This is a genomic window from Gemmatimonadota bacterium, assembly GCA_041390125.1.
Taxonomy (GTDB): domain Bacteria; phylum Gemmatimonadota; class Gemmatimonadetes; order Longimicrobiales; family Gaopeijiaceae; genus JAGQIF01.
This window is the reverse complement of sequence record JAWKQN010000002.1, coordinates 27,756-41,825: the sequence shown is the minus strand read 5'-3', so window position 1 is coordinate 41,825 and position 14,070 is coordinate 27,756. Positions and strand designations below refer to the sequence as shown.

Genomic DNA, 14,070 nt, shown 5'->3' with positions numbered 1-14,070 from the left:
CGTCGCGCCCGAGGCGCACGGGTGATCCGCTGTACGGCGTGCGCTCAGCGCGCGGGGCGCAAAGGCTCCAGCGCCCAGGTCCATTCCGTCGACTCGGCCTGCTGGAGCGTAAGCTCCCAACGGAGGCCGGCCGCGAAGGCTTCGTCGGCGTCGACCTCGGGCGGGAGTACCAGGAACGTGGTCCGCGCCAGCGATTGCGCCCGGGCCCGGACGGCTGGGTCGCGGTCGGCCAGCTCGCCCGTGAGGACGTCGAACCCGAAGCCACCCAGGGCCTGCAGGACCTCCTCCCGTTCCGGGCCTTCGGGCAGCACCACCGTGGAGGGTGGCCGGCGCGCCTCCGACCGGTCCGTGAGGTGCAGCGCGCGCAGCGAACGGTCCAGCAGGACGGCGGGCAGATGCGGGAGCACGTCCGCAGCGAAGGGCTCCGGGCTCGAGCGGACGCGGAACTTCCCTGCTCCCGAGGCGACGATCATGGCGATCTCCGAGAGGAGGTCCGCGGGTGGCGTCGGCACGGAGAGAGGATCGTCCAGCAGCGGGACCGGCTCGAACACCAGCTCCGCGCCGTCGCGCGTCACGAGCTCTTTCACGTGCACGGGAACGATGGCCTCCTTGACCCGCAGGTCGGCGTTCCACTGCCGCAAGCCGGCAGCGAGCGCTTCGCCGTACGCGGGCACCAGGGTGCGCGCCAGATCCTGCCTCCAGTGCACGTCCACCGCCGCGCGCCACGTGCGTCCGCGCGCCACATACCATCCCGTCGTGCGCAAGCCATGCGCAGAGATGCCGAAGCGATCGGCGTCGGCGAGCACCGCCTCGTCCAGGAAATCGCCGACGCGCCGGGGAACCACCGCGACGCGCCGCTCGACCGGAAGCGCGAAGACCTCGTGCACGAGCGACCGGATCTGCTCGGCGGAGGCGACGGCGCGCTCGACCGGGAGACCGACCCGTTCCTGGAGCTCGCCGAGGGCCTCACCTTCCCGGTTGGGAGCGGAGACGACGACCTTGAGGGCATCGGGCGTCCGCAGGATCGGCAGCGCCGTGTGCGCCAGCGCCCATTCGCGCGTGACGAGGCGTGCCGCCGCCAGGTCCACCTCGTCCACGCGGGGGACCACGTAGGGCAGATCGAACTGGCTGGCCAACACCCAGTCGAGCTCCTGCCGCGACACCAGTCCCAGCGCCAGGAGCGCCTCGCCGAAGAAGCCGCCATGGGCCCGCTGATGCGCCAGCGCCCGGTCCACCTCGTCCTGCGTGAGGCGGCCGATCCCGACCAGGATGTCCCCGACGTTGCGGTGCGTGCCCATGACCGTCCGATGCCCGGGCGTGGGCGTCGGATCGCGGACGGGAGGGTCCGGGCGACGCGGGGCCGGGCGCGGATGGGGCCGGGGCAGAAGGCATGCCAGTCGTGGGCGCGCCACAACGGGCGTCCGCGCGCGCTGGGGCGCTTCCGCGGAAGGGCGAGCGGTGCCGGGATGGAGACCGGATTGCCGGTCGGATCGGGCGGCGTTGCGCGGACGCCGCGGGTCCTACCAGGTCAGCTCGGCATCGATGATGGCCGCCAGCTCCTCTTCCCGCCGCCAGGTCGCCTCGTAGTCGAGCGCCAGGGACAGCAGCGCGCGCCGTTCGGCGGCTTCGTTGACGAGGATGTCCAGGGCCAGGGCGCGGGTCCGGTCCATGGTCCACAGCGACTGGCTGCGGCCTCCGCCGGCGAGCAGGGCCCTCGCCGAGCCGGTGTCCTGGATGGCCCGCGCCGCCGCTTCGATGGCCGCGGTCTCGGCCCCCGCGAAGTGCTGGTAGGCGAGGATGCGGCGGAGCGTCCCTTCCGCCGTGGGGCCCGTGAGGCGGTACGCGTCGCCCGGACTCCAGAAGTCGCACCGGGGACAGGGGATCCGCAGCTCGAGCCCGTCCTCTCCCATCACCGGATGCACGAACCACCCCGTGTCGTAGAGCAGCGCGCGGCGCACGCTTCCGCAGTTCGCGCAAGGAAGGCGTCCCGCCCACACGGTCCGTCCGAACCGGTGCCACCGCTTCACGTCGGTCAGGCCGCCGCGGTCCCAGCGCACCTTCCGCTCCTCGTCGGCGAGCCCCACGCTCTGACCGAGCACCGTGAGCGTCCCCTGGAGCAACCCGGCGAGCTGCGAGGAGGGGCGGCGCTGGAACGCGTGCCGCCGTTGCAGCTCGCGGCCGTAGCGCCACCAGCTGCGCTCCGCCAGTCCGGCGTCCCCGACGCGCACCAGCGCGACCTCATCCGCCTGCAACAACGTGATGTTGGCCGTGTTGGCCAGCGGGACGCCGCGATCGTGCGCCAGGCGCTCCATGGACTCGATCACCTCGGCGCGGTCTTCCAACGGCCAGAGGTTCCAGCAGCGGCAGCGGTCGCAGACGGCCCACAGCCGGTGTCGCGTCGCGTCGTAGGCCGCCACGCGGACCGCGGGGAATCCGTGCTCGTCGCTGGCGCTGGCCAGGGGCCGATCGCAGAAGAGACAGCGACGCTGCACGAGGCGCTCTCCAGGAGGGGTGCGGAGCTGGGTCGGCGGCCGGGGCCGCCCCTATGGGTACCGCGGGCGCGGGGGAAGGTTACGCCCGGCCCCCGGTGGAGGCGAGCGTCCTCGGCACCGGTGCCCTCGGGGACACCGCGGTGGGCGCCCTCGCCGATCGGGCGTGCTCGTCGCTGGACCCGCGGCGCCCCGGACCGCCGGGCCTCCGCGCTAGTCTCCCCGCAGCGCCTCCACCGGGTCCACACCCGCAGCCCTACGGGCCGGTACCCAGGCAGCCAGTGCGGCCACGGCCACGAGCAGCAGCGGACCGGACAGGAATGCGAGCGGGTCCCGCACGCTCACCATCCGCAGGAAGCTGCCGAGCCACTGTCCGGCCACGAGAGCGCCGACCACGCCCACCGCGCAGCCGGCCAAGGTCAGCGACAGGCTCCGCTTCACCACGGTCGCCACCACGCGCCTCCGATCGGCCCCCAGGGCGATGCGCACGCCGATCTCGCGCGTCCGCGCCACGACCCGCTGGGCCACGACGCCGTACACGCCGATCGCGGCCAGCCCCAGCGCCAGCGCGGAGAACAGCGTGAGCAGGATGCTCAGGAAGCGCTCGTCCGCGAGCGAGCCCCGGATCACCGCGGAGACGTCGCGCAGGTCCGCGAGCGGCAGCGTGGGGTCCAGGTCGGCGAGTACGGCGCGGACCTGCGCGAAGGTCGCCGCGGGCGTGTCCGAACCACGCACGACCAGCGTGGCCTCCCGCAGGCCGAAGCCCCCGTAGATGGCGCCCGCCTGCGCCTGGGGCACGTAGAACTGAGGCGTGGGCTCTCCCGCCAGCTCCGCCTGCATGACGTCGCCTACGATGCCCACGATCGTCATCACCGGGTTGCCGTTGTCGGCAGACGCCCCCATCTGCAGGGTCTGTCCGATCGCGTTCCCCTGCGGCCAGAACCGGCGCGCCATGGTCTCGCTGACCAGGACCACCGGCGGGGCCGTGGCTCCATCCTCGCGATTGAACCCGCGTCCCCGGCGCAGCGGGATGCGCAGCGCGCCGAACCACCCGGGGCTCGCCACCTGGTAGGCGGCGTTGACGCCTTCGTCCGCATCGGCGACCCCCGAGGCCGTCAGCGTCTCCAGACCGGCACCGCCGCTCAGCGGCAGCACGCGCACGGAACCCGCGGCCTCGATCCCGGCGCGGCTGGCCAGCGCGTCCTCCAGGCGTGTGTGGAAGTCCACCACGCTCCCAGGCGACGGATAGCGCGCCGCATCGAGCGCGAACGTCACGGCCACCGCGCCGTCGGGGTCGAAGCCGGGATCGACGCGCACGAGGGCCAGCAGATTCCGACTGAGCAGGCCCGCCCCGATCAGCAGCAACACCGCCAGGGCGAGCTGACCGAGCAGCAGCCCGCTTTGCACGCGCGCCCGACTCCGATCGAGCGTCGTGCCCCGCTCCTGGAGGCCCAGGCGCTCCGTTCGCGTCACGGTCCGGGCGGGCGCGAGTCCCAGGACCGCGGCGACCGCGAGGGCCAGGAGGCTGGCGAACGCGACGACCAGGCCGTCGACCCGCACGCTCGCATTCCCCGCGCTCCCACCCGGGCTACCGAGCGCGAGCAGCCCGGGGATGCCGATCGCCGCCAGCGCGACACCCAGCACGGCTCCACCCGCGCTCAGCAGCAGGCTCTCGAGCGCGAGATGCCCGACCAGCGTGCGGCGTCGCGCGCCCAGGGCGCGGCGGATCCCAAGCTCGCGGACGCGTCCTTGCGTCCGGACGTAGAAGAGGTTGGCCACGTTGGCGCAGGCGATCAGCAGGACCAGCAGCGCAGCGCCGCTCAGCGTCCACAATGCCGGGCGCACCGGCCCCGTCAGCCGCGCCTGCAGGCCCTCCACCTGTACGGGATGGCGCGCGGTGACGCCGTGCTCCCCGGGCCGTGCCTCCTCCAGACGGGCGGCCACCGCCCGCGCGTCGGCGCGGCCCGCGTCGAGATCCAGGCCCGGACGGAGGCGACCGATCACGCTCAGGTAGTGGGACGAGCGGCCGGCAGGCGCCGCGGGATCGATCCGCACGGGCCGGAGCAGATCGACGTCCTCCCCGGGGAAGGCGAAGTCCGGCGGCAGCACGCCGATCACCTGCTCGGAGCGTCCGTCGATCGAGATGGAGCGACCGATGATCGACAGGTCGCGGCCGAAGGCACGCGTCCAGAGCCCATCCGTGAGGATCGCCACCCGCGCGGCGTCGGGATGATCCTCACCGGCCGCGAAGTCCCGCCCGTGTGCCACGGACACGCGCAGCACGTCCAGGAAGTCGGCACTGACATTGGCGGACCGTACCCGCTGCGGCTGCGGATCACCGACGAGATTGACGCGGCTGGTCCAGTACGCGGCGAGCCCCGCGAACGCCGACGTGGCCGCGGAGAACTCGAGGTATTCCGGCTCCGATGCGACGATCGCGAATCCCGCCACGTCCGGATCGCGCCGGAATTCCAGCCACAGGGCCACGAGCTCCTCGGGAGCCGGATAGGGCAGCGGGCGCAATACGAGGCCCCGCACCACCGTGAAGACCGCGGTGTTCGCACCGATGCCGAGGGCCAGGGTGGCCACGACGATCGCGGTGAAGGCGGGACGGCGGCGCAAGGCACGCAGCGCATGGCGCAGGTCGGCACGCATGGGCCTGATCCGGTCGGTGGGAGCGTGGCGAGACCGTCGGCGCGCGCGCTGCGATCCCAGCAGACGCGCGGGCAGATAGTGCAGGACCAGCGACGCGGCCTCCCGCGCGTACATCTGGCCGACCGCCGAGGGACGGTCCCCACGCGCGAGGAGACCGTCCGCCCGCTCGTGCAGATCGCCGATCACCGCGGGGGAGCGGTCCGGCGGCAGCACGTGGCCGAGCACCGCGTCCGCCCAACGCACCACGCGCAGCTCGTCGGCGCTCACGGGCGGTCCAGCAGCACCGTGTGTCCCGACCACATGCGGAGCAGGGCCTGCCGGGACCGCCGTAGCGCCTCGAGCCCGTCCGGCGCCAGTCGGTAGTAGCGTCGAGGCCGTCCGGCACGGCCGCCCGTGTCCGCCTCCTGGGCCGACACGAGGAGTCCCTTCCCTTCGAGACGATCGAGCGTCGTGTAGAGGGCGCCCGAGGAGGGCCGGCGCTGGGCCACGGTTTCGATCTCGTCCCCGATGCGCACACCGTAGGCGTCTCCGCCCAGGCGTAGCACGGCGAGCAGGACGAGCTGCTCGAACTCCCCGAGGTGTGTAGGCATGGTTGGATCCCTACAATGTGAGCTTCATTGCTCACATTGTAGGATAAAGGCCGTGCGGCCGCCAGCCCCGGGTGCATCCGCCGCGCCAGGAGCCCCAGCGCGCCCGGCGCATCGAGGAGTCGGCCGGGGGCCGGTGCTGCCGTCCCCTCCGACCGGGGAAGGTCGCCGCGGGAGAGGGCGATTCCGGGCCAACTTGACCGCTCGCCCCCGGCACTGAAAGATCAGCCCCGCCGTGCCATGCCTCCGCCCGCCTTCCAGAGCCCGCGGAGGGCCTTTGCAACGCCCGACCAGGGGTGGTGGATGACGGAGAAGACGGATCAATGGGGATCCCGCCTGGGGGTCATCCTGGCGGTCTCGGGATCGGCCGTGGGGCTGGGGAACTTCCTGCGCTTCCCCGGCCAGGCTGCGGCCAACGGAGGAGGGGCATTCCTGATCCCCTACTTCGCGGCGCTGATCTTCCTCGGGATCCCGATCTGCTGGGCCGAGTGGGCCATGGGACGCTACGGCGGACAGAAGGGCTTCCACTCCGCGCCCGCGATCATGGGGGTGATCGGCAAGGGGCGCATCGCGCGCTACGCCGGGGTGATGGGCGTTCTGATCCCGCTGGCGGTGTCCTTCTACTACACGTTCATCGCCGCCTGGTGTCTGGGCTACTTCTGGGCCTACGTGACCGGCTCGTTCGGGATCGATCCCACCATGGCCATCACGGACCAGACGGCCGCGTCCGCCGCGTTCTACAACGGGTTCACGGGCACGGAAGGCAACGGCCTCCTGTTCGGCGCAGGCCATCTGCCGACGGTCGTGTTCTGGGTGATCACGTTCGCGGCCAACATGTACCTGATCGTCCGGGGCCTCTCCAAGGGCATCGAGCGCTTCGTCTCGCTCGCCATGCCCATCATGGCGCTGTGCGCCCTCGTGGTCCTGATCCGCGTGCTCACGCTGGGCACCCCGGACCCGGCGCTGCCGGACCAGAAGGTGATGAACGGTCTGGCCTACATGTGGAACCCGGACTTCGCGGCGCTCGCCAACCCGCAGACGTGGTTGGCCGCCGCGGGGCAGATCTTCTTCAGCATCTCGGTCGGGTTCGGCATCATCATCAACTACGCCTCGTACATGAAGCGGAAGACGGACGTGGCCCTGTCGGGCCTGACCGCCGCCGCCACCAACGAGGTGTTCGAGGTCGGCTTCGGCGGGCTCATCACGCTGACCGCCTCCTTCGTCTTCCTGGGGCTCTCCGGCACCGTGGCCGCGGTGGCCACCGGCACGTTCGGGCTGGGCTTCCAGACGCTTCCGGTCGTGTTCGCGCAGATGGGCTCCTTCGGACCCATCATCGGAGCGGTCTGGTTCTTCATGCTCTTCCTGGCTGCCGTCACCAGCTCGGTGAGCATGTACCAGCCGGCCGTGGCCTTCATGCGTGAGGCGCTCGGCGTGGAGCGCGGCCGGGCCGTCCTGTTCACGGTCGCCATCTGCCTCGTGGGCTCCGGCCTCGTCCTCGTGTACACGGAAGGTGGGGTCTTCTGGAACACCATCGACTTCTGGGTGGGAACGTTCCTGATCCTGGTCATGGCCATGATCGAGATCATCTGCTTCAGCTGGGTCTTCGGCATCGACCGGGGCTGGGACGAGATCCACGCGGGAGCGCAGATCCAGATCCCCACCGTGTTCCGCTTCATCATGAAGTGGGTGGCGCCGATCTACCTGCTGGTGGTGTTGATCGCGTTCTGCATCTCCAACCTTCCGGCGTCGATCGCCCAGATCGCGCAACAGCCGCTGGCCCAGGGCGCTCTGGCCCTCCTCGCGGTGGTCACGGCCATCCTGTTCGTGTGCGTGCGCATCGGGGAGAAGCGCTGGAGGGAGCTGGGTCTGGACCTGGACGGCAAGGAACCGAGTCCCAACTGGCATGCGCCGGCTGCTCAAGGAGTGAAGCGATGACCGCAGGCGGTTGGATCCTGTTGGTGGTGTCCCTGAGCTTCGTCTGGGGGCTGGCCATCTGGTGCTACTGGAAGATCCTCTCCGTTCCGGACTCCACCGAGGACTGATCCGGCGCCCGCGCGGCGCACCGGGTTCGAGAGGGCATGACGGCGTCCGCCGTCATGCCCTCTCGTCCATAGGTGTCCAGTCGTTTGCAGGTGTCCAGATCGGCACGTCTCCGTCGCCGGGTAGAGCGGAAGGAAGTCCGTCCGCCCGCCGCTGGAGTCGTTCATGCCCGCCCTGGACCGCACGGCCCGCGTCCTCGCTCTCGTCCTGTCCTGCCTGGCCGTATCCGCCTGCGCGCAGCCGGTGGGCCCGGGAAGCGACGACGGGCCGGCCCAGCCTCCACCGGAGGAGCCCGCGCCTCCGGATACGACCACGGGGCCGCTGCGGGGCTTCGGCCTGAAGGCCGACCCCGGGGCCACGGCCGTGACCCTCGTCGCGAGCGGAAGCGACTCGACCACGTGTGAGCGTCGGGCCGCAGGGCTCGTCCGGATGCGACTCCCGATCACGGGCGCCGTGCTCGCCGCCCTCGAAGCCACCTGGGACGGCGCTGGCCGCGCGTTCGTGCGACCCGTGACCACCCACTTCTTCTCGGGCCGCGGCCGTCTGTCCTACGCCGAGGCGATCGAGGTGGCGTCGTCCGGTCGCGTCCTCCACACCTTCACGCACGGAGACGCGGTCGAGGATCCCGATCCCCCGGTGGGCGATGAGGTGACGCCCGAGCTCGGCGTGATCCGCGGGGACGTGCGGGTGGGAGACACCCTGATGGTCACCCTCGCCGGCGAGGGCACGGCCTCTCTCGGGACGTGGTGTGGGTCAGGGACGGCCGGGCAGGTCCAGTGGAGGGTCCGCGGCGTGGTGCTCTGGCTGGAACGCTAGACGAAGGGACCGGGCCGGGATGCCCGGCGAAACGGAATCCGCGCCCGGCTTGACGCCACCCCGGGACGGGGCGGGTGTCATACCGGACGCGGAGGGTCCGTCAGCACGCGTGTCGAGGCGGACGGAAACGCGAAGCGTCCGCGGGCCCTGCGTCAGCCCATCCGGTCGCTGTCCAACCTCCACCGCAGGACGTCCAGGTCGTGCTGGAGCTCGGCCAGGTTCTCCGAGACCTCCGCGCGCACCTCGGCGTACTGCGCCTCTCCCGCGGCCTGCAGCTCCTGCAGGTCCTCGCGGAGCTCCTCGTGCGCGCTCCGGATGTCCTCCAGGGACTCCTGGGCTTCGCCGCGCATCTCTTCGCCGAGCGTAGCCATCCGCTGATCGACCTCGGTCAGCGTGGTCTCCAGGTCGGACGTCTGTCGCTGCACCTCCGCCTCGAACTCCTCACGCGTTTCGATGGCGGTCAGCTCGGCTTCGTTCCGCCACCGTTCGAGCCGCAACTGCTTTTGCTCGACCTCGGCGCGCAGCTCACGGGCCTCTTCACCCGTGGCCTGGCCCAGACGGTCCAGGTCCGCTTCGATCTCCTGACCCAGCTGGTCGACGTTGGTCTCGACCTCGTTCCAGCGCGCCTCCATCTCCGGCTCGAGGTCTCTTGCGCCTTGCTGCAGGTCGTTCGCGAACTCATCGATCTCGCTGCGCGTCTCGTCCAGGGCGCTCCGCGTGGCGTTCATGAGATCCTGGCTGGCCTGTTCGATCTCGGCACCGGCCTGTTCGACGGCCGCTTCGGCGTCGTTCGGGGTCTCCTGGGCGTCCTGGCAGGCAACGGTCGCCAAGAGGGCGAACGCCGCGAGGGACAGGGTACCCGCTGCTCGGGTCGACATCGGGGTCTTCTCCTGTTTGCGCATGGCATGGTGTTGTTTCGCGTCCCGGGCGGACGCACGACCACGACGCTGGCGCGTGCGTAGCCGAGGGGCAGACAGGCGCAACGGCCGTGCCTCGGCGCGAAACAGCCGGTCTGCCAGGGAGAGGCAAGGGATCGAGCCCGCGCGGCGCTCCGTGATCGTTCACGGCGACTCCGGGAGAAACAACGTGTGCCCACGGGGTGCCCATCCGGAGTAGAGGTCTCGTCCTCTCGCGTCCCGTCACGGAAGAGCGGAGGGGCCTCGACCGCTCCACGTCCTGCGTCATTCCGATGCGGAGCGCAGCAGGAGCGAAGCGCGAACGGAATCCGCACAAGTGCATCGCGCCACTGGGCTTTGGATCCGTGTGCGGCCGGCGGCACACCCGTTGCCAAAGACGTCTCCACGGCAAGGACGCCGGGAACTGGATGGGGGGAGGGAGGCGATGCTCACCGAACACGCAGCGCGGGCCACGGCCGCGGCAACCGAAGGAGCGGCCGCAGGTGCAGTGATGCTCGCCGTCCCCGAGGCGGTCGCGCTCCTCTCCGGCGGGCCCCAGTGGAGCGTGGGGCGGGCGCTCGTCGACGCCGCGGCGGTGTCCGAGCCGCTCGCCGTGGCAGCGCTGCTCGCCGCCGCCGCCGTGCTGTCGCTTCTCTACGATCGGGCAGCATCCGCCGGAGACGAGCGCGGGTGGGATCTCCTGTTCGGCGCGGGCTCCGGCGTGCTGGTGGTGCTCGCTGCCCTCAGTGCCGCGCTACCGGGCGGGACCGCCGCTCCCAGCGCAGCAGGATGGATGCTCGCGCAGGGCAGCTACGGGGCCGCGTTGGTGCTCCTGCGTCGCAGAGGCATGTCTGCCCCCGCACATGCCACGCGGACGAATGAAGCTGGCTGGGTCGACGATCCGGGTGCGCTGTTGCCGCGCGATTCGCTCCTGCCCAACGACTGACACCGCGGCCTCCTGACCCCGCGCGCCGGGGGGCAGGCGCGCCCGCAGCGCGCGCCCCCTCTCACCCCGCCCCGCCGGGAGCCCACCGGAGGAGCGCCGCCACGCCTTCCGTGCGGGACAGCCGCTCGGCGGCTTCGGCTCGCACCTCCTCCACGCGTCCGCCCTGCTCGAGGACCCGGTCGATCATCCGGTCCACGAGGTCGGCGACAGGAATCACGCCTTCCCCGCAACGGGGGCAGGGCTTCGTCGCCGTGCCGTCCACCAGGAGCCAGCCGCAGGTCCCGCACTCCCCACCGGGAAGCCGGGCCCCCGCGGCGTAGACCAGCGTATGGACCTGGGCGTCCGCGACGGCCTCGCTGACGGCGGCCGCACCGAGGCGGGATCGCCGGGGATGCTCCCAGAGGTCCTCCACGAGCGCCCGCTCCATGCTGCGCTCCACCTGATGCTCCACCCGCTCGACGGCTGCCAGGACCTCGGCGGCCGACGCGAGGAGGGAGGCGTCGACCGTCCCGCCGAGCCGCCGACGCAGTCGGTGGGGAAGCAGACGGGTGAACTCGGAGACCGTCTCCACCGGGCCACCCACCAGGATGCGGTCCACGCCGCTTCGATCGGCACGCTGCAGGGCGGCGATGGCACGGTCCACGTGCCGCCGCACGTGCCATTCGTGGTGTCTGCGGATCTTCTCTGCATCGTATCCCATCCCCACCGTCCCCGCGGTGGGCCCTTGCCAGGCGCGCTGCAGGCTCGGCCCCTGTCGATGCTTGGCGGGCACCTCGTCCTCGAACGCCTCCAGCTCCTCGATCTCGCCCATGCAGACCTCGAAGAGTCGGGTGCGGGCCTTGTCCACCAGGACGACCAGCGTCCGCTCGTGCTCGTCCAGCTCGCCCAGGACGGGTCGCAGGTAGGGACGGTCTCCCCACCGCGCCGCTACCGCGACGGGCCTACGCAGAGGAAGCGCGATCTCCACCTCTCCCAGCGGCGACGCGAACGCCGCCACGCCGCTGGGTGCCACCGGCAAAGCCGCGAGGGCGCCGGAAATGCGGTGCGCGGCCGCCTCGAAGCGGGTGCGTTCCGGCTCGTCCAGCACCGCACGCAGCGGGGAAAGCACCGCATCGAGCCGCGCGCGGAGCTCACGCCCGGCGTCCCGAGCCGGGTCCGTGCGCAGATAGACGGACAACACCTCGGTGTCGCCGGGCTTGACGCGCTCGAGGGCGTGGACGGTGCGCTCGGACGGGAGCATGCGGGCCTCCGGAAACGGGCGGTCGGTCTGGCGGCGGCGCGCAGGGTGGATCGTGAAGCGAGGCCACCCGCGTCCGACGATGCCTCCAAGAGAGCGCCCCCCGGCGTGAAGCGCCGTCGGGAGATGCCCGAACGCCGGCGCCCGTCAATTCCCGTAGGGCCTGCGCAGAACCTTCGCGCGCTTCGATCGGCTCGAGCGGAACCGGCGCGCGCCGGCAGCAGCCTGCGGGGAGCTTCCCGACGCAGGTCCGAGCCCATCCCCGACAGCCATCGGCGGGCCGACCTCCTTATCCTGGATTCGAGGGGGTGGCCCCCCGCTCCCCATCCTGCGGACCCGGAGGCTGGATGCTACGCGTCTCCGACATCATGACCGCCGACGTGTCCACACTGGACCCGTCCCACACCCTCCGGGCCGCCCTGGAGGTGCTGGCGGACCGAGGCATCCACGGCGCTCCGGTGGTCGCCGGTGACACCGTGGTCGGGGTCCTGTCGCTCACCGACATCCTGACCTTCGAAGCCTCGGAGCCCGGCGTGCCCCGCCATCGCCCCGACAACCCGGACTGGGGCGAGATGGACGTCCCGACCGCGGAGGAGGCGGACCCGAGCGACGACGCCACCTTCTTCGTGGAGATGTGGTCCGACTCGGAGAGCGACGTCGTGGGCCGCATGGAAGAGGAGGGGCCCGAGTGGGACTTCCTGGAAGCCCACACCGTTGCGGAAGTCATGACCCGACGGGTGTTCGCCCTCACCCCCTCCGCCTCCGTCGCCGATGCCGCCCGGTACATGGTCGACGGGGGCGTCCACCGTGTGCTGGTCATGGACTCGGGTGCTCTGGTGGGGCTCGTCTCCGCCTGGGACATCGTCCGAGCCGTGGCCGACCGCAGGCTCTGAACGTCCGCATTCGCTTCAGACAAGGAAGGTCGTGATGCAGATCCCCCTCGAGTTGGCCTATCGTCACGTCGAATCCACGCCGGCGATCGAGGCGATGATCCGGGAGCGCACGGAGCGGCTCGAACGCTTCGCCCCTCGGATCACGAGCTGCAGGGTCATGGTCGAGATGCCACATCGGCGCCAGCAGAAGGGCAATCTCTACCACATCCGCATCGACATCACGCTGCCGGGAGGCGAGCTGATCGTGGATCGACACCCGCTCGAGCATTCCGCCCATGAGGACGTGGCCGTCGCCATCGCGGAGAGCTTCGAGCAGGCCGAAGCGCGGCTGCAACGCTTCGTCGCCATGCACCGTGGGGACGTGAGGGCCCACGACGAGACCGTGCTCGGCGTCGTGGCGCGCGTGTTCGCGGACGAAGGCTACGGCTTCCTCGAGGGCGAGGACGGGACGGAGTACTACTTCAACGACGCGACCGTCCAGCGCGGCGCTGTCCGCGACCTGGAGCCCGGGACGGAGGTTCGCTTCCACCCGGACCACGGAACGGACGGGCCCCGCGCCAGCCGGGTGGTCGCCACCGGAATCGCCCGGGCTTCGACGGAGGAAGGCGCCCGCTGAGACCTTTCCAGGCGTCGCGTCAGGAGGGCACCGCGGCGCCGAGCGCAGACAGGATCGCTCCGCTCGGTCAGGCTTCTGCGTCCACCAGCGGGGTCTGCTGGTGGAACATGAGCTTCCAGGCACCGTCGCGGCGCACGTAGCCACTGCTGACGAGCGCGCGATAGAGCTCGGCGTCGCCTCTGCGCGCCTGCGCGCGGTACGTGATCAGGGCTACGTCATCCGTCGGCTGGAGCACCCCCTCGACCTGCAGGTCGAGGTCCCGCCAGCGCGCCGCCGGCTCGACGGTCCCAGCCACCGTGTCCCGATCGGTGACACCCGCCATCGCGGTGAACCCCATCAGCAGCGTGTCATCCAGCGCCGTCTGATACTCGTCCGAACCTCCAGTCCACAGCCTGCGCTCGATTGCGAGCAGGTCCTGCTCCAGCATGCGATCTCCTTCGGTACGAGGGTCATGCGTCGCGTCGCCCCGCCGTTCCAGGGATCAGGAAGCATGCCCGCTGGCAGGCGCTCCCACGCGTCGCTTCGGCACCGGGGAGCGGGCCGGGCGAGCGGGTGGTGCCGCGACAGGCACCCGCCGGACGTGGTGCGCGGGTCGGCGCACCTGCGGGGGGAATGCCGGCTCGGAGGCGGGCGCACCGTACCTCCGTTCGTGCACGAACGTACCTCCGATCGTGCACGATCCGGTGGATTGAAACAAAGCACACCGGTGAACGCAGGCGGCATGACGCAGCTCCATGCGCTTCGTGACCCGGTCCTCTTGTTGCACCCGTTGGACGGTCGTTGCCTCGTTCGTCCTGCAGCCTTGCAAGGAGCACGAACCATCCTGGCGAAGACCTCCGCCCCCGCACGCCAGCGGCGCCCGTCCCGTGATTCCCATGCGTCTCGCCCGGAAGAC

Annotated in this window: 12 protein-coding genes; 5 read left to right on the top strand and 7 right to left on the bottom strand. The window is 71.4% G+C overall.

Features of this window, described 5'->3' with window-relative positions; all coding sequences use genetic code 11:
• Window positions 1-44 precede the first annotated feature (44 nt).
• The 4 genes from R3E98_00175 to R3E98_00160 form a co-directional block, all read right to left on the bottom strand.
• On the bottom strand, window positions 45-1,298 hold the full coding sequence (locus R3E98_00175; protein MEZ4421794.1) for a hypothetical protein: 1,254 nt from the start codon (window positions 1,296-1,298) through the stop codon (window positions 45-47).
• A 222-nt stretch (window positions 1,299-1,520) separates the two neighbouring features.
• Window positions 1,521-2,492 carry a hypothetical protein gene (locus tag R3E98_00170; protein MEZ4421793.1) on the bottom strand — a complete coding sequence of 324 codons (972 nt, stop codon included), beginning with the start codon at window positions 2,490-2,492 and terminating at the stop codon, window positions 1,521-1,523.
• Window positions 2,493-2,702: 210 nt separating this feature from the next.
• Entirely contained in the window at window positions 2,703-5,411 is a 2,709-nt protein-coding gene (locus R3E98_00165; protein MEZ4421792.1) for an ABC transporter permease, read from the bottom strand.
• Window positions 5,408-5,734 (bottom strand): helix-turn-helix transcriptional regulator, encoded by a 327-nt coding sequence (locus R3E98_00160; GenBank protein MEZ4421791.1) that lies wholly within the window; start codon window positions 5,732-5,734, stop codon window positions 5,408-5,410. Before R3E98_00160 ends, R3E98_00165 begins: the two co-directional genes overlap by 4 nt.
• A gap of 300 nt (window positions 5,735-6,034) precedes the next feature.
• Here R3E98_00160 and R3E98_00155 point away from each other — a divergent pair, with 300 nt between their 5' ends.
• Complete coding sequence (locus R3E98_00155; protein ID MEZ4421790.1) at window positions 6,035-7,666, top strand: sodium-dependent transporter; 1,632 nt, start codon at window positions 6,035-6,037, stop codon at window positions 7,664-7,666.
• A gap of 270 nt (window positions 7,667-7,936) precedes the next feature.
• Complete coding sequence (locus R3E98_00150; protein MEZ4421789.1) at window positions 7,937-8,587, top strand: hypothetical protein; 651 nt, start codon at window positions 7,937-7,939, stop codon at window positions 8,585-8,587.
• 152 nt (window positions 8,588-8,739) lie between these two features.
• Here the strand turns inward: R3E98_00150 and R3E98_00145 are convergent, their stop codons facing one another.
• Window positions 8,740-9,465, bottom strand: coding sequence for a hypothetical protein (locus R3E98_00145; GenBank protein ID MEZ4421788.1), 726 nt, complete (start codon window positions 9,463-9,465; stop codon window positions 8,740-8,742).
• Window positions 9,466-9,928: 463 nt separating this feature from the next.
• Here R3E98_00145 and R3E98_00140 point away from each other — a divergent pair, with 463 nt between their 5' ends.
• Entirely contained in the window at window positions 9,929-10,429 is a 501-nt protein-coding gene (locus R3E98_00140) for a hypothetical protein (protein ID MEZ4421787.1), read from the top strand.
• 61 nt (window positions 10,430-10,490) lie between these two features.
• Here the strand turns inward: R3E98_00140 and R3E98_00135 are convergent, their stop codons facing one another.
• Complete coding sequence (locus R3E98_00135) at window positions 10,491-11,669, bottom strand: hypothetical protein (protein ID MEZ4421786.1); 1,179 nt, start codon at window positions 11,667-11,669, stop codon at window positions 10,491-10,493.
• Between the two features lie 344 nt (window positions 11,670-12,013).
• Between R3E98_00135 and R3E98_00130 the strand changes: the two genes are divergently transcribed.
• On the top strand, window positions 12,014-12,559 hold the full coding sequence (locus R3E98_00130) for a CBS domain-containing protein (GenBank protein ID MEZ4421785.1): 546 nt from the start codon (window positions 12,014-12,016) through the stop codon (window positions 12,557-12,559).
• A gap of 34 nt (window positions 12,560-12,593) precedes the next feature.
• Window positions 12,594-13,175 carry an HPF/RaiA family ribosome-associated protein gene (locus tag R3E98_00125; GenBank protein MEZ4421784.1) on the top strand — a complete coding sequence of 194 codons (582 nt, stop codon included), beginning with the start codon at window positions 12,594-12,596 and terminating at the stop codon, window positions 13,173-13,175.
• Between the two features lie 67 nt (window positions 13,176-13,242).
• On the opposite strand, the gene R3E98_00120 is transcribed toward R3E98_00125, so the two are convergent.
• Window positions 13,243-13,602, bottom strand: a complete 360-nt coding sequence (locus R3E98_00120) for a hypothetical protein (protein MEZ4421783.1) — start codon at window positions 13,600-13,602, stop codon at window positions 13,243-13,245.
• Window positions 13,603-14,070: the final 468 nt, after the last annotated feature.

Bases quoted from the DNA above. Each gene is read 5' to 3' on its own strand.
- R3E98_00135 (MEZ4421786.1), bottom strand. From the start codon at position 11,669: ATGCTCCCGTCCGAGCGCACCGTCCACGCCCTCGAGCGCGTCAAGCCC.
- R3E98_00140 (MEZ4421787.1), top strand. From the start codon at position 9,929: ATGCTCACCGAACACGCAGCGCGGGCCACGGCCGCGGCAACCGAAGGA.
- R3E98_00125 (MEZ4421784.1), top strand. From the start codon at position 12,594: ATGCAGATCCCCCTCGAGTTGGCCTATCGTCACGTCGAATCCACGCCG.
- R3E98_00160 (MEZ4421791.1), bottom strand. From the start codon at position 5,734: ATGCCTACACACCTCGGGGAGTTCGAGCAGCTCGTCCTGCTCGCCGTG.
- R3E98_00145 (MEZ4421788.1), bottom strand. From the start codon at position 9,465: ATGTCGACCCGAGCAGCGGGTACCCTGTCCCTCGCGGCGTTCGCCCTC.
- R3E98_00150 (MEZ4421789.1), top strand. From the start codon at position 7,937: ATGCCCGCCCTGGACCGCACGGCCCGCGTCCTCGCTCTCGTCCTGTCC.
- R3E98_00120 (MEZ4421783.1), bottom strand. From the start codon at position 13,602: ATGCTGGAGCAGGACCTGCTCGCAATCGAGCGCAGGCTGTGGACTGGA.
- R3E98_00130 (MEZ4421785.1), top strand. From the start codon at position 12,014: ATGCTACGCGTCTCCGACATCATGACCGCCGACGTGTCCACACTGGAC.
- R3E98_00155 (MEZ4421790.1), top strand. From the start codon at position 6,035: ATGACGGAGAAGACGGATCAATGGGGATCCCGCCTGGGGGTCATCCTG.
- R3E98_00175 (MEZ4421794.1), bottom strand. From the start codon at position 1,298: ATGGGCACGCACCGCAACGTCGGGGACATCCTGGTCGGGATCGGCCGC.